Annotated in this window: 20 protein-coding genes; 8 read left to right on the forward strand and 12 right to left on the reverse strand. The window is 66.2% G+C overall.

The genetic code is table 11. The features are described 5' to 3' along the window. Positions 1–8 precede the first annotated feature (8 nt). A complete protein-coding gene (locus ACZLIB_RS09510) occupies positions 9–935 on the reverse strand; it encodes a LysR substrate-binding domain-containing protein (RefSeq protein WP_478469700.1) in 927 nt (308 codons plus the stop codon). Positions 936–1,031: 96 nt separating this feature from the next. On the opposite strand from ACZLIB_RS09510, the gene ACZLIB_RS09515 reads away from it, so the two are divergent. Continuing rightward, positions 1,032–2,543 (forward strand): MFS transporter, encoded by a 1,512-nt coding sequence (locus tag ACZLIB_RS09515; protein WP_478469701.1) that lies wholly within the window; start codon positions 1,032–1,034, stop codon positions 2,541–2,543. Here the strand turns inward: ACZLIB_RS09515 and ACZLIB_RS09520 are convergent. Genes ACZLIB_RS09520 through ACZLIB_RS09530 form a run of 3 tightly spaced genes read right to left on the reverse strand, consistent with a single transcriptional unit; the run spans position 2,537 to position 4,690 of the window. Beyond that, complete coding sequence (locus tag ACZLIB_RS09520; RefSeq protein WP_071228927.1) at positions 2,537–3,253, reverse strand: SDR family NAD(P)-dependent oxidoreductase; 717 nt, start codon at positions 3,251–3,253, stop codon at positions 2,537–2,539. The genes ACZLIB_RS09515 and ACZLIB_RS09520 overlap by 7 nt on opposite strands. 28 nt (positions 3,254–3,281) lie before the next feature. Continuing rightward, positions 3,282–4,010 (reverse strand): GNAT family N-acetyltransferase, encoded by a 729-nt coding sequence (locus ACZLIB_RS09525; protein WP_107431736.1) that lies wholly within the window; start codon positions 4,008–4,010, stop codon positions 3,282–3,284. A 14-nt stretch (positions 4,011–4,024) separates the two neighbouring features. After that, positions 4,025–4,690, reverse strand: a complete 666-nt coding sequence (locus ACZLIB_RS09530; protein ID WP_032129739.1) for an ArsR/SmtB family transcription factor — start codon at positions 4,688–4,690, stop codon at positions 4,025–4,027. Between the two features lie 55 nt (positions 4,691–4,745). On the opposite strand from ACZLIB_RS09530, the gene ACZLIB_RS09535 reads away from it, so the two are divergent. Beyond that, complete coding sequence (locus ACZLIB_RS09535; protein WP_201118878.1) at positions 4,746–5,249, forward strand: DUF2938 domain-containing protein; 504 nt, start codon at positions 4,746–4,748, stop codon at positions 5,247–5,249. Between the two features lie 41 nt (positions 5,250–5,290). Continuing rightward, positions 5,291–6,094, forward strand: a complete 804-nt coding sequence (locus ACZLIB_RS09540) for an APH(3')-II family aminoglycoside O-phosphotransferase (RefSeq protein WP_478469704.1) — start codon at positions 5,291–5,293, stop codon at positions 6,092–6,094. Here the strand turns inward: ACZLIB_RS09540 and ACZLIB_RS09545 are convergent. Then, positions 6,067–6,492: a DoxX family protein gene (locus tag ACZLIB_RS09545; RefSeq protein WP_478469705.1), complete on the reverse strand. Its 426-nt coding sequence runs from the start codon at positions 6,490–6,492 to the stop codon at positions 6,067–6,069. The two genes, ACZLIB_RS09540 and ACZLIB_RS09545, sit on opposite strands and share 28 nt — an antisense overlap. A gap of 143 nt (positions 6,493–6,635) precedes the next feature. Here ACZLIB_RS09545 and ACZLIB_RS09550 point away from each other — a divergent pair, with 143 nt between their 5' ends. From ACZLIB_RS09550 to ACZLIB_RS09560, 3 genes are all read left to right on the forward strand, one after another. Beyond that, on the forward strand, positions 6,636–7,226 hold the full coding sequence (locus ACZLIB_RS09550) for a TetR/AcrR family transcriptional regulator (protein WP_478469706.1): 591 nt from the start codon (positions 6,636–6,638) through the stop codon (positions 7,224–7,226). Further along, positions 7,223–8,257, forward strand: coding sequence for a DUF418 domain-containing protein (locus tag ACZLIB_RS09555; protein WP_478469708.1), 1,035 nt, complete (start codon positions 7,223–7,225; stop codon positions 8,255–8,257). Before ACZLIB_RS09550 ends, ACZLIB_RS09555 begins: the two co-directional genes overlap by 4 nt. Before the next feature lie 99 nt (positions 8,258–8,356). Then, positions 8,357–9,361 carry a phosphotransferase gene (locus tag ACZLIB_RS09560; RefSeq protein WP_182267681.1) on the forward strand — a complete coding sequence of 335 codons (1,005 nt, stop codon included), beginning with the start codon at positions 8,357–8,359 and terminating at the stop codon, positions 9,359–9,361. Between the two features lie 141 nt (positions 9,362–9,502). Here ACZLIB_RS09560 and ACZLIB_RS09565 read toward each other — a convergent pair whose 3' ends face one another. The 7 genes from ACZLIB_RS09565 to amaB all read right to left on the reverse strand — a co-directional run bounded on the left by ACZLIB_RS09565 (position 9,503) and on the right by amaB (position 16,383). Beyond that, positions 9,503–10,390, reverse strand: coding sequence for a DMT family transporter (locus ACZLIB_RS09565; protein ID WP_478469921.1), 888 nt, complete (start codon positions 10,388–10,390; stop codon positions 9,503–9,505). 32 nt (positions 10,391–10,422) lie between these two features. Next, complete coding sequence (gene murB, locus ACZLIB_RS09570) at positions 10,423–11,484, reverse strand: UDP-N-acetylmuramate dehydrogenase (RefSeq protein WP_049398544.1); 1,062 nt, start codon at positions 11,482–11,484, stop codon at positions 10,423–10,425. 8 nt (positions 11,485–11,492) lie between these two features. Continuing rightward, positions 11,493–12,548: a quinone-dependent dihydroorotate dehydrogenase gene (locus ACZLIB_RS09575; RefSeq protein ID WP_032127499.1), complete on the reverse strand. Its 1,056-nt coding sequence runs from the start codon at positions 12,546–12,548 to the stop codon at positions 11,493–11,495. An 8-nt stretch (positions 12,549–12,556) separates the two neighbouring features. Continuing rightward, positions 12,557–13,327, reverse strand: coding sequence for a class I SAM-dependent methyltransferase (locus ACZLIB_RS09580; protein WP_478469709.1), 771 nt, complete (start codon positions 13,325–13,327; stop codon positions 12,557–12,559). Between the two features lie 5 nt (positions 13,328–13,332). Then, positions 13,333–13,617, reverse strand: coding sequence for a DUF4190 domain-containing protein (locus ACZLIB_RS09585; protein ID WP_010484694.1), 285 nt, complete (start codon positions 13,615–13,617; stop codon positions 13,333–13,335). Positions 13,618–14,000: 383 nt separating this feature from the next. Beyond that, positions 14,001–14,810, reverse strand: a complete 810-nt coding sequence (locus ACZLIB_RS09590; protein WP_478469710.1) for an SDR family NAD(P)-dependent oxidoreductase — start codon at positions 14,808–14,810, stop codon at positions 14,001–14,003. A gap of 40 nt (positions 14,811–14,850) precedes the next feature. Beyond that, positions 14,851–16,383 (reverse strand): L-piperidine-6-carboxylate dehydrogenase, encoded by a 1,533-nt coding sequence (gene amaB, locus ACZLIB_RS09595; protein WP_032127496.1) that lies wholly within the window; start codon positions 16,381–16,383, stop codon positions 14,851–14,853. Between the two features lie 520 nt (positions 16,384–16,903). Here amaB and ACZLIB_RS09600 point away from each other — a divergent pair. Continuing rightward, positions 16,904–18,271 carry an undecaprenyl-phosphate glucose phosphotransferase gene (locus ACZLIB_RS09600; protein ID WP_478469712.1) on the forward strand — a complete coding sequence of 456 codons (1,368 nt, stop codon included), beginning with the start codon at positions 16,904–16,906 and terminating at the stop codon, positions 18,269–18,271. A gap of 149 nt (positions 18,272–18,420) precedes the next feature. Further along, on the forward strand, positions 18,421–18,855 hold the full coding sequence (locus ACZLIB_RS09605; protein ID WP_134951083.1) for a low molecular weight protein-tyrosine-phosphatase: 435 nt from the start codon (positions 18,421–18,423) through the stop codon (positions 18,853–18,855). The last annotated feature ends 37 nt before the right edge of the window (positions 18,856–18,892 follow it).

The following is an 18,892-nucleotide window of genomic DNA, read 5'->3' on the forward strand; positions in this document are numbered from 1 at the left end:
GCGCAGGTTCAATTGCACTGGCTGGGTTCGGGCAGGAGGTGGTCGGCCATGAAATCGACAAACGCGCGTACACGCGGCTGCTGATGGCGATGGCTTGGCCAGAGGGCCCAGAAGGTGCTGCGCTCGGTGCTCCATGGGTCCAGGACGCTGACGAGTTCACCGCGGTCCAGCGCATCACGCGTGGCGAAGTCGGGCAGGCACGCAATGCCATGGCCATCAATGGCCATGTGCAGGATCGTCTCAAGATGATTGGCGGTCATTGCGGCAGTCAGCCGTGGCTCAGTGCCTCCCTCATGCGTGGGCAGCGGCCAACGTTCGATCAGGCCGGTGCCGGGAAAGCGATGGAGGAGGCACGCGTGGCCGCTCAGATCATCCGGGTGCTGTGGCGTGCCGCGCTTGGCGAAGTACGCAGGGGCGCCCACACAGAGCAGGCGGGCACTGCCGAGGTTGCGGCCGCGCAGCCTGGAGTCGGCGGGGTTGCCCGTGCGGACAACGGCGTCGAAGCCCTCCTCGATGACATCGACAAGACGGTCGCTGAAGTGCAGGTCGAGTTCGATGGCCGGGAAGCGGTGCGCAAAGGCCGATAGCACCGGCAGCATCAGTCCGCTGGCGAGTGGAAGACCGACCTTCAGGCGACCGCTGGGCACGGCCTGGGCGTCGGTCAGCTCGCGCTCCGCTGCGGCGACCTCGATCATGATGCGACGGCAGCGTTCAAGGAACTGCTCGCCTTCGGCAGTCAGGCTGACGCTGCGGGTATTGCGATTCAGCAGGCGGGCGCCCAGACGCTCTTCCAGCCGGGCAATGGTCTTGCTTGCCGCCGAAGGGGTGATGCCACGCTGTCGTGCTGCGGCCGCGAAGCTGCGTGCCTCGGCGACCAGAACGAAGAGGCTGAGACCGGCAAAGCTGTCCATGACATGGCCATTGATGACGTTCATGTCATTAAAGCACGGACACAACGATGGATTCTTAGGCGATAGCGTCGTCGATAGCATCAATGCGGTGGCGCCTGGCCACGCTGGAGCTTCATCGACATGTCAGTTGCTTCTGCTGAGACGGCCGGATCATCACGCTTTGGAGTGGTGCTGGCGGGCTGCCTGACGGCGCTCACCATTCCGTTGAGCATTGCCAGCCCCGCCGTTGGCATTCCCGCCATCCGGGACGCGCTGGGCGGTTCGCCTGCGGCGTTGTCCTGGATCATCAACGCTTATCTGTTGACCTACGGCTGCACCACGCTGGTGGCCGGTGGGCTGGCCGATCTGCATGGCAGGCGCCGGATCTGGCTTCTGGGCGGCGCGTCGTTTGCGCTGGTCACCGGCCTGATCCCCTTGATGCCCGATGTGGCGTGGATCAATGCACTGCGACTGCTTCAGGGGATGGCGGCGTCGGCTGCGTTCGCCGGTGCGATGGCGTCGCTGGCGCAGGTGTTCGACGGCCAGGCGCGGGCCAGGGTGTTCAGCCTGATCGGCACCACCTTTGGTGCAGGAGCTGCAGGCGGTCCGCTGCTGGCAGGCGGATTGATCGATGCGCTGGGCTGGGAATGGGTGTTCTTCCTGCCTGCGTTGCTGGCCACCCTGACCGTACCGTTGGTCGCCCTGTCATCCGTCGAATCGAAGAGCACCGGTTCGCCACGCCTGGATTGGCTGGGCGCCGTCACCTTCATGCTGGCGCTGGGGTCACTCACCTACGCCATGATCGTGCTGCCGGAACGCGGCCTGTTGCATCCGCAGACGCTGGTACTGCTGGCGCTCTCGATGGTGTTGCTGGCCACGTTCGTTGCCGTCGAGCGCTCCCATCGAACACCGCTGCTGGATCTCGGGCTGTTCCGCAACCGGCGCTTTGTCGGTGTGCAGATTCTCGCCGCTGCGCCTGCATTCTCGTACGTCGTCCTTCTGGTGGTGCTGCCGGCGGGGTTCATCGGTGTTGAAGGACTGCGGCCCACCGAGGCTGGACTGGCGATGGCAGCACTGTCTGCACCCTTGCTGGTTGTGCCCCTGGTTGCCGGTTACCTGCTGCGCTGGATTCCGGCGCGGACGCTGTGCTGTGCGGGCCTGTTGATTGGCGCGCTTGGGCTGGCATGGCTGGCCCAGGTGTTCCAGCTACCTTCGGTGCGCTGGATGCCGATGCTGGTCATCGGGATCGGCATCGGTCTGCCTTGGGGGATCATGGATGGCCTGGCGGTCAGCGTGGTTGGCAAAGAGCAGGCAGGCATGGCCGCGGGCATCTTCAACGCAATGCGACTGGCAGGCGATTCCATTGCCCTCGCGCTTGTCGGCATCATGCTCTCATCCCGCATTGGCGGGAGTATGGCGCTTGAGGCCAGCGTCGTGGCCCGTGCCGCCGTGCACAGGCTTTCCATGGGCGACCTTGGCGGAGCGGTGGAGGCATTGCCCGGCGTTTCGAGAACGGCGCTGGCCCAGGCATACATGGAGGCCGTCCGTGGCCAGCTGTTTGTCCTGGCGATGGCGACCGTGCTGACCGCCATCGTGCTTGGGTACCTGTTGCGCGAAGAGGGGGAGCCTGGCCTGTGCAGGCGCGGTCAGTAGCGCGGGTCGGCGATGGCCGGCAGCACCAGTTCGCGCACGAAGCCGGACGGTGACAACTGCAGCAACGCGCGCACCATCGCAACGACGTCGTGCACCGGCACCAGCTCGCCGTCGCCGCGCGCTGCGGCCTCGGCCACCGGCACTGAAAGTGCATCGTCGGTGTTGAGGTAGCCCAGCTGCAGGCTGGTCACCGCCAGGCGGCGATCGCGGAAGCCCTCGCGCAGTGCATCGGCGATGCCGTTGAGCGCGAACTTGGATGCGCCGAACGCCACTTCCGGGCGGCCGCTGCGTGGCAGTGCCGAGGTCGAGCCGGTCAGCACCAGCTGCGGGCGTGGCGCGCCCAGCACCCGAGGCAGCAGGCGCTGCAGCAGCACCAGGGTGGCGGTGATGTTGACGTCGACCAGTTGGGTGAGTGCGGCATCGGTTTCGTCGAGGAAGGCGTACTCGTCGCTGAAGGCGGTCTGTTCCCAGATGCCCAGGTTGTGGATCAGCACATCCAGATCGGCAGGTGCCTGTGCTGCGATGTGGTCGGCAGCCACGGTCGGCTGGGACAGATCGGCTTCGATCCACTGCAGGGTGACGCCCTCGGGGCATTCAATGTCGCGCGGTCGGTTGCGTGAAACGCCGATGACGGTGTCGCCTGCACTGCACAGGCCTTCCACGAACGCCCGACCGAGGCCCCTGCTGGCGCCGATGACCATCAATTTCATGTTGCTTCCTTGTTGTACTGCGGCGGCCTCAGTCGGCCGCCAGAACGGTGTCCCAATCGGCGAACGCACGCAGGCCGCTGCGTTCGGCGGTAATGATCGAGGCGGTGTTGTCGAGCTGGCAACGGTACTGCGGCTGCAGCCCCGCCGTCTGTGCGGACACGGCCATGGCGTGTACCAGCTGGCGCGCGTGCCCGCGACCGCGGGCCTCGGGCAGGGTCAGCACGCCCATGTCGGCCAGGGCCGGATCCAGGCTCCACGGGTACATGCTCCCCGCGGCAACCAGCCGCTCGCCATCGAAGGCGCCGAACACCTGCCAGTGGTCCAGCTCGACCCATGCGGCATCCAGATCCTCCTCGCTCGCGCTGGCCTGGAACCCGTCGAACGCGGCTGCGTCGGCCGGGCCAAGACGGCGGATATGTGGCGGTGCAGGGCGCTCGGCCAGGGCCGCAAGTTCTGCGGCGGGGAAGTAGAAGACGCGATCCGCGCCATGCGTGCGCTGGCCGAGCTGCTGCAGGCGCAGTTGCAGCTGCGGGAGCGTCCAGTGCGGCTGCGCGTGCAGTTGCAGGCGAGCGGCCAGGGCCGGGCGCAGCAGTGCGCGCGCGGGGCCCGCGACCGGCTGCAGCAGCATGCCGTCCTCGCCCTCATCGAAATCATCGCTGCACGCCAACTGCAGCAGTGGATCATCCTGCAGCATGCGCTGCCCGGAGAACACGCTGCGCCAGGTCGCATCGATCAACGGGGCAAACACATCATCCATGACCGGTGTCTCGCTCAGTGCCGGGGCAGGTCCACCTGCAGGCCGGCGGCCTTCCATTCGGGGTAACCGGCGGCGAGCCGCTGCGCGGTCAGTCCGGCCTCGCGCAGCATCGCCACCGCATCGTTGGACAGCACGCAGTAGGGACCGCGGCAGTACGCGACAATGTGGACGGCACGCGGCAGTTCGTCCATCCGTGCACGCAGTTCCGTAACGGGAATGTTCAGCGCGCCGGGCAGGTGTCCCAGATCGAATTCCTCACGCGGCCGCACATCCAGCAGCACCACGCTGCTGCGTTGTTCCAGCAACTGCTCGACAGTCAGGCCTTCCAGAGCATCGCGGCGCTGCAGGCTGTCGTGGATCACGCCGTGCATCTCGCTGCGCTGGTGGTCGGCATAGTCGCGCAGCGCGGCCAGCAGGTTGCCCAGCGGACCCTCACCACTGCGGTAGAGGATGCGCTTGCCATCGCGTCGGGTCTGAACCAGGCCGGCACGGCGCAGCTGCTGCAGATGCTGGGAGGTATTGGCCACCGACAGCCCGGTCAGTTCGGCCAGGCGCTCCACGGCGCGCTCGCCCTGGGCGATGTGCTCCAGCAAGGCCAGGCGATGGGCATGGCCGAGCGTGCGGGCGATCTCGGCCAAGGCTTCCAGCGGTGAGAGCGGTGGCTCCGTTGCAGCGTTCATGCGGCGCACGCTAGCATCGCTCTATCATTCAAGCAAATAATTGAAGGTGTGCGATATGACTGGCCTGGCGACATTCGTGATGGATTCGGTGGTAGTCGGCGTGGGAGCGACCGCAGTGATGGACCTGTGGGCGCTGGTGCAGCGGCGGCTGCTCGGCATTCCCTCGCTGGATTTCGCGATGGTGGGCCGCTGGCTGGGGCATCTGCCGCGCGGGCGCTTCCGCCACGATGGCATCGGCCGCTCGGCGGTTGTCAGTGGCGAGCGCGCGCTGGGTTGGACCGCGCATTACGTGATCGGTGTGGTCTTCGCCGCGTTGCTGCTGGCCGTGGTGGGGAACGGTTGGGTGCAGGCGCCGACACTGTGGCCGGCGCTGGCCTTCGGCATCCTCAGCGTCGCCGCACCGTTCCTCATCCTGCAGCCGGGCATGGGCGCGGGCATCGCCGCTTCAAAGACCCCGGCGCCGGGCAAGGCGCGCCTGCGCAGCCTGGTGGCGCACAGTGTGTTCGGCCTGGGCATGTACCTTTCCGCGTTGTTGTTGGCTGCGGTCCATGCAGGATGAGCGAGAATCCGTGGGGTCACCGGCAACAGGAACACCTCGGCATGGAAGCACCCGAATCCATCACTGATGACATGCCGCTGCCGTGTGCGTGGCAGGAGGCGTTGGCCGATGCACGCATCGAACGGCAATCGATCGGTGTGTCGCGTGCGGATGTTGCCCGCGTGCATCGGCCGGGCCAGGCCGATGCCTTCCTGAAGTCGGAAGTGATCGACGCCTTCAGTGAGCTGGGCGATGAGACCGCGCGCCTGCGTTGGCTGCAGGCACAGGGACAACCGGTGCCAACGGTGATTGCCACTGCCGAAGAGGCGGGCCGGCGCTGGTTGCTGATGAGCGCGCTGCCTGGCCGCGACCTGGCCTCGTCGCCGGAGCTCGCGCCGCAGCAGCTGGTGGAACTGCTGGCCGACGCGCTACGCGGGCTGCATGCGTTGCCGGTGGCAGCCTGTCCGTTCGACCAGCGACTGGCCTCGCGCGTGCAGGTCGCGCAGGCCCGCATTGAAGCGGGCCTGGTGGATGCCGATGATTTCGATGACGAACGCCTGGGCCAGAGTCCGCAGCAGGTCTTCGCCGAACTGTGCAGCACCCGGCCCGACCATGAAGACCTGGTGGTCAGCCACGGAGACGCCTGCCTGCCGAACCTGATGGCGGTCGAGGGCCGCTTCAGTGGCTTCATCGACTGTGGCCGGCTGGGTGTGGCCGACCGCTACCAGGACCTGGCGCTGGCCGCGCGCAGCCTTGTCTACAATTTCGACAACACGCGTTGGGTGGTGCCGCTGTTCAAGCGCTACGGCATGGTTGCCGACGAACGACGGTTGGCGTTCTACCGGTTGCTCGACGAGTTCTTCTGAGCCCGCGCATGGCTGGCGATGGCCGCGCAGATCAGGCCACCGACCACGCTCAGGTGCTCCAACGCGAAGAACAGGGCCAGCTGCTGTTCGGCGCCGTGCTTGTTCCAGAAGGTATGCACGATGACGATGGTCAGCAGCATGAACACCGCCAGCGCGCCGCTGCCCAGCCAGAGCAGGCGATCGAGCAGCAGGCACACTGCGCCGCCCAGCAGCACCACGGCGCTGGCGATGTTGAACAGCACAGGCGGTTGCAGCCCGGCCGCCTGCATTTCGGCCACGCTGTTGTCCCACGCCAGCAGCTTGGCCAGGCCCGAGGACAGGAACACCACGGCCAGCAACAGCCGCGCGAGGAACCACAGCACGCGGCTGTCGAGCAGGGTGATGATCATCCGTGGCATGCAGGAGCTCCGGCTTGAGCGTGGGACAGGCCGCGCAGCATCGGGCCTCAACCGCAGTTGAGGTCAAGGCTGGCTGAACGGAGCCCGGCGTTGGCCGGATTGCCAGCTTCTAATTGGACGAACGTTCGTTCACTATTTGTGCCATGAACCGAGCCGACCGCAACGAGCAACGCATCGCGCAGATCCTGCAGGCCGCCCTGCAGTGCTTCCTCGCGAAGGGATTCCACCAGACCAGCATGCGTGACATCGCGCAGGTGGCCGGCGTCAGCCTGGGCAATCTCTACAACCACTTCCCGGGCAAGGAAGCGATCATCCTTGCGGTGGCGGTGGCCGAGAGCGAAGAACTGGCACCGTTGCTGCAGCGACTGGCCGCGTCCGATGGCGAACGCACACAGGTGATGGCCTTCCTGCAGGACTTCCATGCGCTGTGCCGGCAGCCGGAGTGGGCAACACTTGCGGTGGAGGTGCTGGCCGAGAGTGCACGCAATCCGGCCGTGGCCGAGGCCTTCGCGGCCAATCGCAGGCAATTGCAGGCGACGCTGGCCGAAGCCCTGCAGCAGATGGCACAGCGCGAACGTCGGCGTCCCGTACTGGCGCCGGCACTGCAGGCGCAGGTGCTGCTGGATGCCATCGAAAGCGACGCACTGCGTCGGGGGCTGGGCGAAGCCGAGGGCACCGATGAAGCATCGCTGGATCTTGGCCTGCTCGCGCTGCTGCTGGGCGCACGCGCATGAATGCTGCTGACCGGCGGTTGCACGGGCTGGACCTGGCGCGTTACCTGGGACTGGCCGGCATGGTGCTGGTGAATTTCCGTCTGGCGATGGCCGTGCCGGCAGAGGGTGAGGGTTGGCTGGCAGGGTTCTTCCATCTGCTGGAAGGCAAGGCTTCGGCGACGTTCGTTACGCTGGCTGGCTTGGGCCTGGTGTTGGCCACGCAGCGGCAAGGGTGGTGGCCGGCCAGCGTGCAGACCTGGAGGCGCGCGCTGTTCCTGATGGTGCTGGGCCTGCTCAACCTGACCCTGTTCCCGGCCGATATCCTGCACTACTACGCGGTGTATTTCGCGCTGGCGGTGGTGTGGCTGCGTGCCTCGCCGCGGGTGTTGCTGGCCAGCATCGTGGGCCTGGCGGCCTGTTCGTTCTGGGCGTTGCTGCACTGGGACTACAGCCAGGGATGGAACTGGCAGACGCTGGAATACGCCGGTCTATGGCAATGGCCGGGCGCGGCCCGCAACCTGCTGTTCAATGGCTTCCACCCGTTGATGCCGTGGCTGTGCTTCTTCCTGCTGGGCATGCTGCTGGCGCGCCTTCAGTTGTCGCAGCCTCGGGTGCAGCATGCATTGCTGGTGCTGGGCCTGTTGCTGATCGCGGCTGGACATGGCGTGCAGCAGCTCGCACAGGGAACGCTCTGGCAGGCGTGGCTGGGAACGCAGCCGATGCCGCCGGGACCCGCCTACGTGCTTACTGGTGCGGGCGCGGCCTGCAGTGCCATCGCCGCCTGCCTGTGGCTGACGCGTGTACGCCCGGGCGACTGGCTGGAGCCGTTCACCGCGGCCGGGCGCATGACCCTGACCCTGTATGTGGGTCACATCCTGCTGGGCATGGGCACGCTGGAAAGCCTGGGCCTGCTCGATGGCAGTGCCTCGCTCGCGTCGGTGCTGTTGTGGGCGCTGCTGTTCCTGATGCTGGCGACCGCTGCGGCGTGGCTGTGGTCATGGCAGTTCGCGCGCGGTCCACTGGAGGCGGTGATGCGCCGTATTGCAGGCTAGTTCTTTGGTCGTGCCGAGGCGATGTTGTGACGGACATGTCTGTGTCGTGGCGAGCGCATCTGCGATAGTGGCGGCAGGTAACACTTTCCGCTTGCATCCATGTCATTCGCTTCGGCGCAGCATCTCGGCGAAGTCCTGCAACAATCCTATGGCATCACCCCGACCGCCGTGGTGCCACGCCCGGTGGGCGCCGACGCCAATGCCAGCGTGTATCGCGTCGATGCGCGGCACGGGCAGTGGTGGTTGAAATGCCGCACCTACCAGGTCGACCCATCGGTGTGGGACAGCCTGCACTGGATGCGCGGCACGTTGGGTATCGATGAGATCGTCGCGCCGTGGCCGGCACTGACCGGTGGTGCGTCGGTACAGCGCTGGGGATTGCAGTTCACCCTGTTCCCTTACGTGGAAGGCCAGTCCGGGTTCGAGGCAGCGTTGAGCCGCACCCAGTGGAAACGGCTGGGTGAGGTGCTGCGGCGCCTGCACGGCGCGCAGCTGCCGGCGGAACTGCAGCAGGCGCTGCCGATCGTCCGGCTGGAAACCGCGGCGCTGGAGACCGTCGGGCAGTGGTTGGCCGGCGAGGGCCTGGCGGCCGCGAAGGACGGGCTGGGCCGCGCATTCGTTTCGGTATGGGACCAGCAGCATGCACGCATCGCGGCGCTGCATTCACAGGCACGGGAACTGCGCGCGGCCTTGCAGGACGTGCCGGTAGACCTGCATCTGTGCCACACCGATCTGCATGCCGGCAACCTGCTGATGGGCAATGACGGTGGGCTGCACCTGATCGATTGGGATGGCCTGTCGCTGGCACCGCGCGAGCGCGACCTGATGTTCATCGGTGCGGCGGTTGGCGGGCGCTGGGGGCGCGAGAATCCGCTGGGCTTCGAGGACGGCTACGGCAGCGACCGCGGCGATCCGCGCTGGATCGCCTGGTACCGGCACTGGCGCATCCTGCAGGACCTGATCGAGTTCCAGCAGGTGCTGCTGGGCAGCGATGGTGAGGAGCGCTCGCCGCAACTGCGCCGGCAGTCGCTGCATTACCTGGGCGAGCAGTTCGCGCCAGGTAATGTGTTCGATGCGGCGGAGCGGGTGTATCGCGCGTTGTAAATGCACGTCACCTGCCATGGGTGAACCGTCGCGCTTCGCGCGATGAGTCGAGCATGGCTCGACTCTACAGTTACGCTCGGCAGCTCTTTGTGTCGCCATCGTTGATCGGGCGGACAGGAATCATCCGCGCAGGGCGCGGATCTACTCGGCGGGCTTGGCTGCCGCCGAGGCCGCTGCGCTTGCGGCGCGGCGCGACAGCACGGCCTCGCGATGGGCGATGTAGGCGTTGGCGGCGAGGATGATGCCGGCACCGATGATCGTCCAGCGGTCCACCGTTTCGTTGAACAGCAGCCAGCCGAACAGCGTCACCAGTGGCAGTTGCAGGAAGCTGATCGGGGTCAGTGCCGAGACTTCACCCAGGCGCAGCGCACGCGTCCACAGCAGCTGGCCGATGGTGCCGAGCACGCCGGTGGCCAGCAGCCACAGCCACGCCACGCCGGTGGGCCAGACCCAGACGAACACTGCCGGGATCAGCGACAGCGGCACCCAGAACACGTACGTGTAAAGCACCACGGTGTCGGCGCTGTCGATGCGGGTCAGCTGCTTGATCTGGATCGCCACCAGCGAGCTGAGCACGGCGGCGGCCACCGCGACCAGACTGCCAGCGGTGAAACCGGCGGTGCCGGGACGCACGATCACCAGCACGCCGATGAAGCCGACAACCACCGCCGCCCAGCGGCGCACGCGCACGGTTTCACCCAGCCACAGCACCGCGGCAATGGTGACGAACAGAGGGGTGGAGTACGAAAGCGAGACCGCCTGCGCCAACGGCAGATGGCCCAATGCCCAGAAGGCGCACAGCATCGAACCCAGGCCGATCGCACTGCGCACGAAGTAGCGCGGCAGCTGTTGGGTCTTCAGCGGCGCGTGGCTTGGCCGCAGCAGCATCGGCAGCAGTGCCAGCAGGCCGAAGGCATTGCGGAAGAACGCCACTTCCTGGGTGGGCACGTAGCGCGTGGCATAGCGGATCGCCACCGCCATCAGGCCGAATGCCATCGTGCTGCCGAGCATCAGCAGCGCCGCCCGCATCGGGGTGGCGCTGGGGGAGAGGGCGGGGGTGTTCACCACTGTGCGCCGAGCAGGCGGGGCTCCGGTTCGATTGGCACGCCGAACTTCTCCAGCACGGAAGCAGAGATGCGTCGCGCCAGCGCCAGCAGTTCAGCGCCGGTGGCGTTGCCGTGGTTGACCAGCACCAGTGCGTGGCTCGGCGCCACGCCAGCATCACCTTCGCGGAAGCCCTTCCAGCCGCAGGACTCGATCATCCATGCCGCCGAGACCTTGCGCTTGCCGTCCTGGTCGGACGGGAACACTGGCAGCTCGGGGAAGTGCTGCAGCAGCACGTCGACCTGTTCCAGCGGCAGCACCGGGTTCTTGAAGAAGCTGCCGGCGTTGCCCAGTACATCCGGGTCGGGCAGCTTGCGGCGGCGGATCGCGATCACCGCATTGGCCACGTCCACCGCACTGGGCAGCTCCACACCCTGTGCCTGTAGTTCCTCGCGGATGCCGGCGTAGTCCATGCGCAGGTCATGCAGCAGTGGCAGCTTCAGTTCGATGGCGGTGATCAGATAGCGGTCCATCTGCTGCTTGAACACGCTGTCGCGGTAGGCGAAGCCACACTGTTCGTTGTCCAGCCGCACCCAGGCCTGCCCCTGGCAGTCCCAGGCTTCGACGGCCTGGATGAACTCGCCGACCTGCGCGCCGTAGGCGCCGATGTTCTGGATCGGCGCGGCACCGGCGGTGCCGGGAATCAGGGCCAGGTTCTCCAGGCCGGACAGGCCTTCCTGCAGCGACCACATCACCAGGCCGTGCCACGGCACACCGGCACCGGCGCGGATCACGGCATGGTCGGCGCGATGCTCGAGGAAGCTGATGTCACGGTTGCCGAACACCAGCACGGTGCCCGGCAGGTCCTCGGCGATCAGCACGTTGCTGCCGGCACCCAGCACCAGCAGCGGGCCGCTGGCCACTTCGGGCAATGCCAGCACTTCCGGCAGCAGCGTGGGATCGTGCAGTTCCAGCAGCTGAGCGGCGCTGGCCTGCACATGGAAGGTGTTCAGCGCCTGCAGCGGCGCATTGCGGGTGAGCGTCCAGCGCAGCGGGGCGTTGCCGTCGACGGTATCCATGGGTGTGCTCACAGTGGGGCCACCGCGCCGCGGCTCGGCGCTTCGCGGCGGCGACGGATCGCCTCCACGCATTCGGAGACGAGGGCCGGGCCACGGAAGATCAGGCCGCTGTAGCACTGCACCAGCGCCGCACCAGCAGCCATCTTGGCCACGGCGTCGGCACCGGACAGGATGCCGCCAACACCGATCAGCGGCACCGACTCGGGCAGGCGCGAACGCAGGCGGCGCAGTACCAGGGTGGACTGCTCCAGCACCGGCGCGCCGGACAGGCCGCCGGCCTCGTTGGCCAGCGGGTCGCCGGCCACCTTGCTGTGGTCGATGGTGGTGTTGGTGGCGATCACGCCGTCCACCTGCAGTTCGCCCAGCACGCGGGCAGCGGCATCGATGTCGCGCTCGCTCAGGTCGGGCGCCACCTTGACCAGCATCGGCACGCGGCGACCGTGGCGGGCCGCGAGATCTTCCTGGCGGTCGCGCAACTGGCTGACCAGCTGGCGCAGCGCGGTTTCTTCCTGCAGTTCACGCAGGCCGGCGGTGTTGGGCGAGGAGATGTTGACGGTGATGTAGTCGGCCAGCGGGTACACCTTGTCCAGGCAGGCGATGTAATCGTCCACGGCCTGTTCGTTCGGGGTGTCCTTGTTCTTGCCGATGTTGATGCCGAGCAGGCCGCGGCGGTTGCGCGCGCGCTCGACGTTGCGCACCAGCGCGTCCACGCCCGCATTGTTGAAGCCCATGCGGTTGATGATCGCGTTGTGTTCCGGCAGGCGGAACAGGCGCGGCTGCGGATTGCCGGCCTGCGGGCGCGGCGTGATGGTGCCGATTTCGACGAAGCCGAAACCCAGCGCGAACAGCGCATCAATGTGCTCGCCATTCTTGTCCAGGCCGGCGGCCAGGCCGACCGGATTGGGGAAGGTCAGCCCGAACACCGTGCTGGGCATCGGCGCGATGCGTGCGGCCAGCAGCGGCGTGGTGCCGGTGCGATAGGCCAGGTCCAGTGCGGACAGGCCAAGGCCGTGGGCGCGCTCGGCGTCGAGCGAGAACAGGAAGGGGCGGGCAAGCGAATACATGCGTCGGTTCAGTCCAGCGTGCCGAGGAAGGCTCGGGTTCGATATTCAAAAGCAACCTGGCCGTCGACCGCGTGGGCGGCGAACAGGTCCTGCAAAGCGTCGATCATCGGCGCGTGGCGCGGATGACCGGCTTGCGGGGCATAGGAGGAGGACAGCAGGCGCCCGCGCAGGGCATCGAAGTCCAGGTGCTGCACGTTCGGCAGCTCCACCATGCCGCGCAGGCCGGGGCCGAACCAGGCCTGCATGGTGGCATCGTCCTGGTAGCGCTCGGCCACGGCGGAGTAGTCGGTGCCGTAATCCAGCAGCAACTGTTCGTAGCCGACCAGGAACGGACTGGCATCGAGCAGGCGCGAATTCCAGTAGATCAGTGCCAGGCCACCCGGGCGCAGGATGCGCTGCCACTCGGCGCGCACCGCCACGGTGTCGAACCAGTGGAAGGCCTGCGCGACACTGACCAGATCGATGCTGGCGTCGTCCAGTGTGGTGGCCTCGGCGCGGCCGTCGACCGCGCGGAACTGCGGGTACTGCGGTGCCAGCCATTGCTCGGCCGCGCCCCGCATGGCGGCATTGGGCTCAACCGCGACTACCGGATGGCCGCTGGCCAGGAACAGGCGACTAGAAATACCGGTACCGGCGCCGATGTCGGCGACCAGCGCCTCGCGGCTGACGCCCATCGGGCCGTGCAGCCATTCCAGCAGCGCGGGTGGATAATCGGGCCGGTAGCGGACGTAATCGGCGACGCGGCTGCTGAAGCGTTCAGTGCTGTCGGAGGCGGTCATGGCAGTCAGTTCGACATCGCAGCGAGCCAGGCCAGGCCGCCGAAGAACAGGATGAAGACCAGGATGGCGGCGATCACGGCACCGACCATCACCCAGCCCAGTACCAGACCGGTGACGGCCAGGCCATCGCCTTCCAGTTCATGCGGGCGGCGGCGGATCTCGGCGCGGGCCATGTGGCCGGTGATGATGGCCACGATGCTGGCCACGAAGGGCAGGACGGTCCAGCTGGCGATGCCCATGACCAGGCTGACCACGGCCAGGGCGCTTGTCTGTCGGGGTGCCACGCTCATCGGGGTCCTCCTTGGCAGTGTGCACATGATAGTGCCTCTGCCCGGGCAATCCCATGCCCGGCGGATGCGATGGCAGGCGTCGACCTTGGTCGACGCAGGGCATTCCAGCCAGGCAGGCGTCGACCTTGGTCGACGAAAGGCATTCCAGCCGTGGTAGGCGTCGACCTTGGTCGACGAACCGCATGCCAGCCGTGGTAGGCGTCGACCTTGGTCGACGAAAGGCATTCCAGCTGTGGTAGACGTCGACCTTGGTCGACGAAAGGCATTCCAGCCGTGGTAGGCGTCGACCTTGGTCGACGAAAGGCATGCCAGCTGTGGTAGACGTCGACCTTGGTCGACGAAAGGCATGCCAACCAAGGTTGGCAACTACCGGCGTGCCGGTGTCAGCCCATCAACACCTGGCCACCATCCACGTTGAGCACATGGCCGGTGATCCAGCGCGCCAGCGGCGAGCACAGGAACAGGGCGGCATCGGCGATCTCACGCGGGTGGCCGAAGCGACCGAACGGAATCTTCGCCAGCGTGCCGTGGTACAGCGCCGGGTCTTCGGTGCGGCGGCGGTCCCAGAGGCCGTCATCGAACTCGATCGAGCCCGGCGCGATTGCGTTGACGCGGATCCGGTCCTTGGCCAGCGCGAGCGCCTGCGAGGTGGTGTAGTGCGACAGCGCGGCCTTGGCGGCGGCGTAGGGCGCACCACCGGGACGCGGCTGCTGCGCGGCGATCGAAGAGAGATTGAGAATGCAGGCGTCACTGGACGCGCGCAGCCAAGGCAGGGCCAGGCGCGAGGCCCGAACCGCCGCCATCAGATCGACCTGCAGGCTGGCGGCCCAGCCGTCCTCGTCGTCGGCCATGCCGTAGCCAGTGGCGTTGTTGACCAGCACATCGATGCCACCGAATACATCGGCGGCGGCCTGCAGCCACGCCTGGATCTGGCCGGGATCGGCCAGATCGGCGGAAAACGTGTGGAGTTCGAAGTCCTGCGCCCGTGCATCGGCGCGCAGGCCATCCAAGCCGGCCTGGCCGCGGGCGCAGACCGAGACCTGCGCACCAGCGCCGGCAAACGCCAGCGCCATTTCACGGCCAATGCCCTTGCTGCCGCCGGCGATGAGCACGCAGCGGCCGGTGAAATCAATCACCGGCTTGCCAGCCTGAAGAGCCGAGCCATGCTCGGCAGCATTTCCTGCGGTGTTCATGGCGCATCCTGCCGAGCATGACTCGGCATTACAGAAAGCGTTACAGGTCGAACTTGATGCCCTGGGCCAGCGGCAGCGAATCCGAGTAGTTGATGGTGTTGGTCTGGCGGCGCATGTAGACCTTCCATGCATCCGAGCCGGACTCGCGACCACCGCCGGTGTCCTTCTCGCCACCGAAGGCGCCGCCGATCTCCGCACCGGACGTGCCGATGTTGATGTTGGCGATGCCGCAGTCGCTGCCGGCCGCCGACAGGAACTTCTCGGCGGTCTTCAGGTTCTGGGTGAAGATCGAGGACGACAGGCCCTGCGGCACGCCGTTCTGCATGTCGATGGCTTCGTCGATGCTGTCGTACGGCATCACGTAAAGGATAGGCGCGAAGGTTTCGTGCTGGACCACGGCGTCGCTGTTCTTCAGGCCCGAGACGATCGCCGGCAGCACGAAGTTGCCGGCGCGGTCGATGCGGGTGCCGCCGGTTTCGATGGTGCCGCCGGCCGCCTTGGCCTGGGCGATGGCATCGAGGAACTGCTGCACGGCGCCATCGCTGTTCAGCGGGCCCATCAGGTTGGCGGCGTCGGTCGGGTCGCCGATCTTGCCTTCCACCTGCTTATAGGCCTTGACCAGCGTGGCCAGCACGTCGGCATAGATCGAGCGGTGCACGATCAGTCGGCGGGTGGTGGTGCAGCGCTGGCCGGCGGTACCGACGGCGCCGAACACGATGCCCGGCACGGCCAGCTTCAGGTCGGCGGTTTCGTCCAGGATGATGGCGTTGTTGCCACCCAGCTCCAGCAGGCAGCGGCCCAGGCGGCGGGCGACCTTCTCATTGACGGTGCGGCCAACCTGGGTCGAGCCGGTGAAGCTGATCAGCGGCACGCGGCGGTCATCGACCATCTTCTCCGACAGCGCGGTGCCGGCATCGTTGATCAGGAAGAAGATGTCCGGGAAGCCGGCTTCACGCAGGGCGTCGTTGCAGATCTTCAGCGAGGCGATGGCGGTCAGCGGCGTCTTGTTGGACGGCTTCCAGATGCACACGTCGCCGCAGATGGCGGCCAGGAACGAGTTCCAGCTCCACACCGCGACCGGGAAGTTGAAGGCCGAGATGATGCCGACCAGGCCCAGCGGGTGGTACTGCTCGTACATGCGGTGGCCGGGGCGCTCGGAATGCATGGTGTAGCCGTACAGCATGCGGCTCTGACCCACGGCGAAATCGGCGATGTCGATCATCTCCTGCACTTCGCCATCGCCTTCCGGCTTGCTCTTGCCCATTTCCAGGGCGACCAGCGAACCCAGCGCGTCCTTGTGCTTGCGCAGTGCTTCGCCGCACAGGCGCACGGCTTCACCGCGGCGCGGGGCCGGCGTGGTGCGCCAGATCTTGAAGGCTTCCTGGGCGCGGGCGACGACGGTCTCGTACTCGGCCTCGGTGGTCGCGCGGACCTGCGCGATCGGCTCGCCGGTGGTCGGGTTGACCGGGGTGATCAGCTCACCGCTGGTCGCGCTCGACCACTCCCCGTTGCCCAGGTACGTGCCAGCGTTGATCGCGTCCAGGCCAAGGGACTTGAGCAGCTCGGAAGACATGCAGACTCCTGTGTTTCGTTACGTTGTTTGGCGCCATCGCGGGCAGGTGGGGGACGCGATGAACAGAACCGCCGATGGTAGCAGAGGGAGGTTGCTGGGCTTTGGTGCGGTGCGGGGTGGGGTGAGCTCGAGACTGTCAATTTGCCGACATGCGATCCGGACGTGGATGGATGATTTCGACGCAAAATGACGCACATTGACTCATTGTGACACATATGAAATTCACAATAATTCTAGGGACTTACGTAACTTCCTGACGATAACTTCAGTCAGTCCCCGACTTGACGTTCCTATCTTTTGCTTCGGACTTCATTCACAATCCCTCCACATTTAATTGACGCAGCCTCGATATTTCCGTGCTGGGTGGGGAGTCCATGCACGTGACCGCGGACGCTCCGGCGTCCGGTCGAGCAGGTATTGGAGAAGTGCTTTGCTACATGGATCAGTAGAAGACCTTCCCGCAGAGCGGGCCCGGGCGGGTCGCCGCCGCGTCGAGGCCCGAGCCGCCCTCGAATTGGGGTTGCGCCTGGGCGATCTGTTGCTGCTGCCGGGTATGGCAGTGCTCTCCCACATCCTGATGTCTGGGGCAGGGGCCCCGGATTCCTCCCAGCGCATCGTGTTTGGTGCATTGATCCTCAGCGCAGTCATCTGCTTCTCGGTGGCGCCGGTTTATCGCAACTGGCGGATGCGCGGACTTCTCGCTGATCTCTGGTTGTTGCTGCTGGCGTGGTCTGCCACCTTCGCGTTGTTCTCGCTCTACGTCGTCCTGGTCGGACTTGCCGATGCGGTCCCCTCTACCTGGCTGATCGGCTGGTATGCCTTTGGCCTGGGCTCCATGGCTGCACTGCGCGTATTGCTGAGAGTGCAGTTGCATCGCTTGCGTTCACGCGGGATGGATCATGAGCGGATCCTGCTGGTCGGGCTGCGGGCGCCTGCCTTGAGGCTGCACCGTCTGCTGCGTGGGAAACCAGAGCTTGGCAAAGACGTCATCGGCTATTTCGCCAGTGCGGGCGATATCGCCACCCGTCGCGGTGGGGACGCGCCGTGCCGGCTGGGGCGACTGGAAGACGTCCCGCAGTACATGGATCAGCACCGCGGCGAATTCGATCAGGTCTGGGTGTCGATGCCGATGGGGCACGCGGCCGCGATCAAGGACATGCTCAAGCAGATCGAGCGATTTCCGGTGCCGGTGCGCCTGATTCCGGATACCACGGGGCTGGGTGCGTTGAATCCCGGCGTACACCAGGTGGGTGACGTGCCGATGATCGGCGTACGCCAGGGTCTGGTGGATCATCGCTTCCGCCTGTTCAAGCGGGTTGAGGACATCGTTGTGGCAGGCATTGCGGTGATCCTTCTGGCACCGCTGTTTGCCGTGCTGGCCATCGGCGTGAAGCTGAGCTCACCGGGGCCGGTGCTTTTCCGGCAGAAACGTCATGGCCTTGGCGGTAAAGAGTTCTGGATGCTCAAGTTCCGCTCCATGCGTGTGCACGCGGAGGGGGAGGGGCGGATCACCCAGGCAACGCGGGGTGATCCGCGCGTCACCCGGTTTGGCGCCTTCCTGCGCCGCAGCAGCCTGGACGAGCTGCCGCAGTTCTTCAATGTACTGGGTGGGAACATGTCGGTGGTGGGGCCGCGACCGCACGCGATCCAGCACAACAACCACTACGAGCGGGTGATCGAACGCTACATGCACCGCCACTACGTCAAGCCGGGAATCACAGGCTGGGCGCAGGTGCATGGGTTGCGTGGCGAGACGCCGGAGCTGCGCTCGATGAAGAAGCGCGTCCAGTACGACATCGATTACATCCGGCGCTGGAGTCCGACTTTGGATGTGCGCATCATCGTGATGACGGCATTCAAGGTGTTGGGCCAGAAGTCGGCTTATTGACGCGTCGCTGGTTGGGGAAGTGCGACGTAATGCCATGAATTTACTGGTCATTTCATCGCTTGTAACGTCATCGTAAGGTATCCTGTATGGCTGCCGCCGCCCCACTTTGGGGCCGTGGCGCTGCATGGAATGCCACAGGATCGAAGTCAGTGTTCAAGAATGTTCTATTCGTATGTGTCGGCAACATCTGCCGCAGTCCTTCGGCCGAAGTCATGCTGAGGCAGGCCGTCGCCGGCAAGGGCATCCAGATCTCCTCCGCAGGACTAGGGGCACTGATCGGCCATGGCATTGATGCCACGGCACAGGAATTGCTGGCGGAGCAGGGCATGGACGGCCTGGCGCACCGCGCCCGGCAGATCGATGACGCCATCCTGGGAGCGGCCGACCTGGTGCTGACCATGGAGCGCAAGCACGTGCGCCGAATTGCCGAAATCGCGCCGCAGGCCTCGGGCAAGACGTTTCTGCTGGGCAAGTGGCAGCAAGAGCAGGAAATTCCTGACCCGTACCGGCAGCAGCGGCCGGCGTTTGAGCACGTATACAAGTTGATGGCTGAGGGTGTTGAGAGTTGGGCGCGGCACTTGTAGTGCTGCTGCACTTTCTTTTCCCTCAGTCCTCAACCCG

This window comes from Stenotrophomonas sp. 220_Sma (assembly GCF_056487375.1).

Excerpts from the sequence above, each read along its gene's own strand:
- ACZLIB_RS09585 (WP_010484694.1), bottom strand. The coding sequence starts at position 13,617 with ATGAGCGTGGCACCCCGACAGACAAGCGCCCTGGCCGTGGTCAGCCTG.
- ACZLIB_RS09545 (WP_478469705.1), bottom strand. The coding sequence starts at position 6,492 with ATGCCACGGATGATCATCACCCTGCTCGACAGCCGCGTGCTGTGGTTC.
- ACZLIB_RS09580 (WP_478469709.1), bottom strand. The coding sequence starts at position 13,327 with ATGACCGCCTCCGACAGCACTGAACGCTTCAGCAGCCGCGTCGCCGAT.
- murB (WP_049398544.1), bottom strand. The coding sequence starts at position 11,484 with ATGGATACCGTCGACGGCAACGCCCCGCTGCGCTGGACGCTCACCCGC.
- ACZLIB_RS09560 (WP_182267681.1), top strand. The coding sequence starts at position 8,357 with ATGTCATTCGCTTCGGCGCAGCATCTCGGCGAAGTCCTGCAACAATCC.
- ACZLIB_RS09565 (WP_478469921.1), bottom strand. The coding sequence starts at position 10,390 with ATGCGGGCGGCGCTGCTGATGCTCGGCAGCACGATGGCATTCGGCCTG.
- ACZLIB_RS09540 (WP_478469704.1), top strand. The coding sequence starts at position 5,291 with ATGGAAGCACCCGAATCCATCACTGATGACATGCCGCTGCCGTGTGCG.
- ACZLIB_RS09525 (WP_107431736.1), bottom strand. The coding sequence starts at position 4,010 with ATGGATGATGTGTTTGCCCCGTTGATCGATGCGACCTGGCGCAGCGTG.
- ACZLIB_RS09590 (WP_478469710.1), bottom strand. The coding sequence starts at position 14,810 with ATGAACACCGCAGGAAATGCTGCCGAGCATGGCTCGGCTCTTCAGGCT.
- ACZLIB_RS09575 (WP_032127499.1), bottom strand. The coding sequence starts at position 12,548 with ATGTATTCGCTTGCCCGCCCCTTCCTGTTCTCGCTCGACGCCGAGCGC.
- ACZLIB_RS09510 (WP_478469700.1), bottom strand. The coding sequence starts at position 935 with ATGAACGTCATCAATGGCCATGTCATGGACAGCTTTGCCGGTCTCAGC.
- ACZLIB_RS09530 (WP_032129739.1), bottom strand. The coding sequence starts at position 4,690 with ATGAACGCTGCAACGGAGCCACCGCTCTCACCGCTGGAAGCCTTGGCC.
- ACZLIB_RS09550 (WP_478469706.1), top strand. The coding sequence starts at position 6,636 with ATGAACCGAGCCGACCGCAACGAGCAACGCATCGCGCAGATCCTGCAG.
- ACZLIB_RS09535 (WP_201118878.1), top strand. The coding sequence starts at position 4,746 with ATGACTGGCCTGGCGACATTCGTGATGGATTCGGTGGTAGTCGGCGTG.
- ACZLIB_RS09555 (WP_478469708.1), top strand. The coding sequence starts at position 7,223 with ATGAATGCTGCTGACCGGCGGTTGCACGGGCTGGACCTGGCGCGTTAC.
- ACZLIB_RS09515 (WP_478469701.1), top strand. The coding sequence starts at position 1,032 with ATGTCAGTTGCTTCTGCTGAGACGGCCGGATCATCACGCTTTGGAGTG.
- ACZLIB_RS09520 (WP_071228927.1), bottom strand. The coding sequence starts at position 3,253 with ATGAAATTGATGGTCATCGGCGCCAGCAGGGGCCTCGGTCGGGCGTTC.
- amaB (WP_032127496.1), bottom strand. The coding sequence starts at position 16,383 with ATGTCTTCCGAGCTGCTCAAGTCCCTTGGCCTGGACGCGATCAACGCT.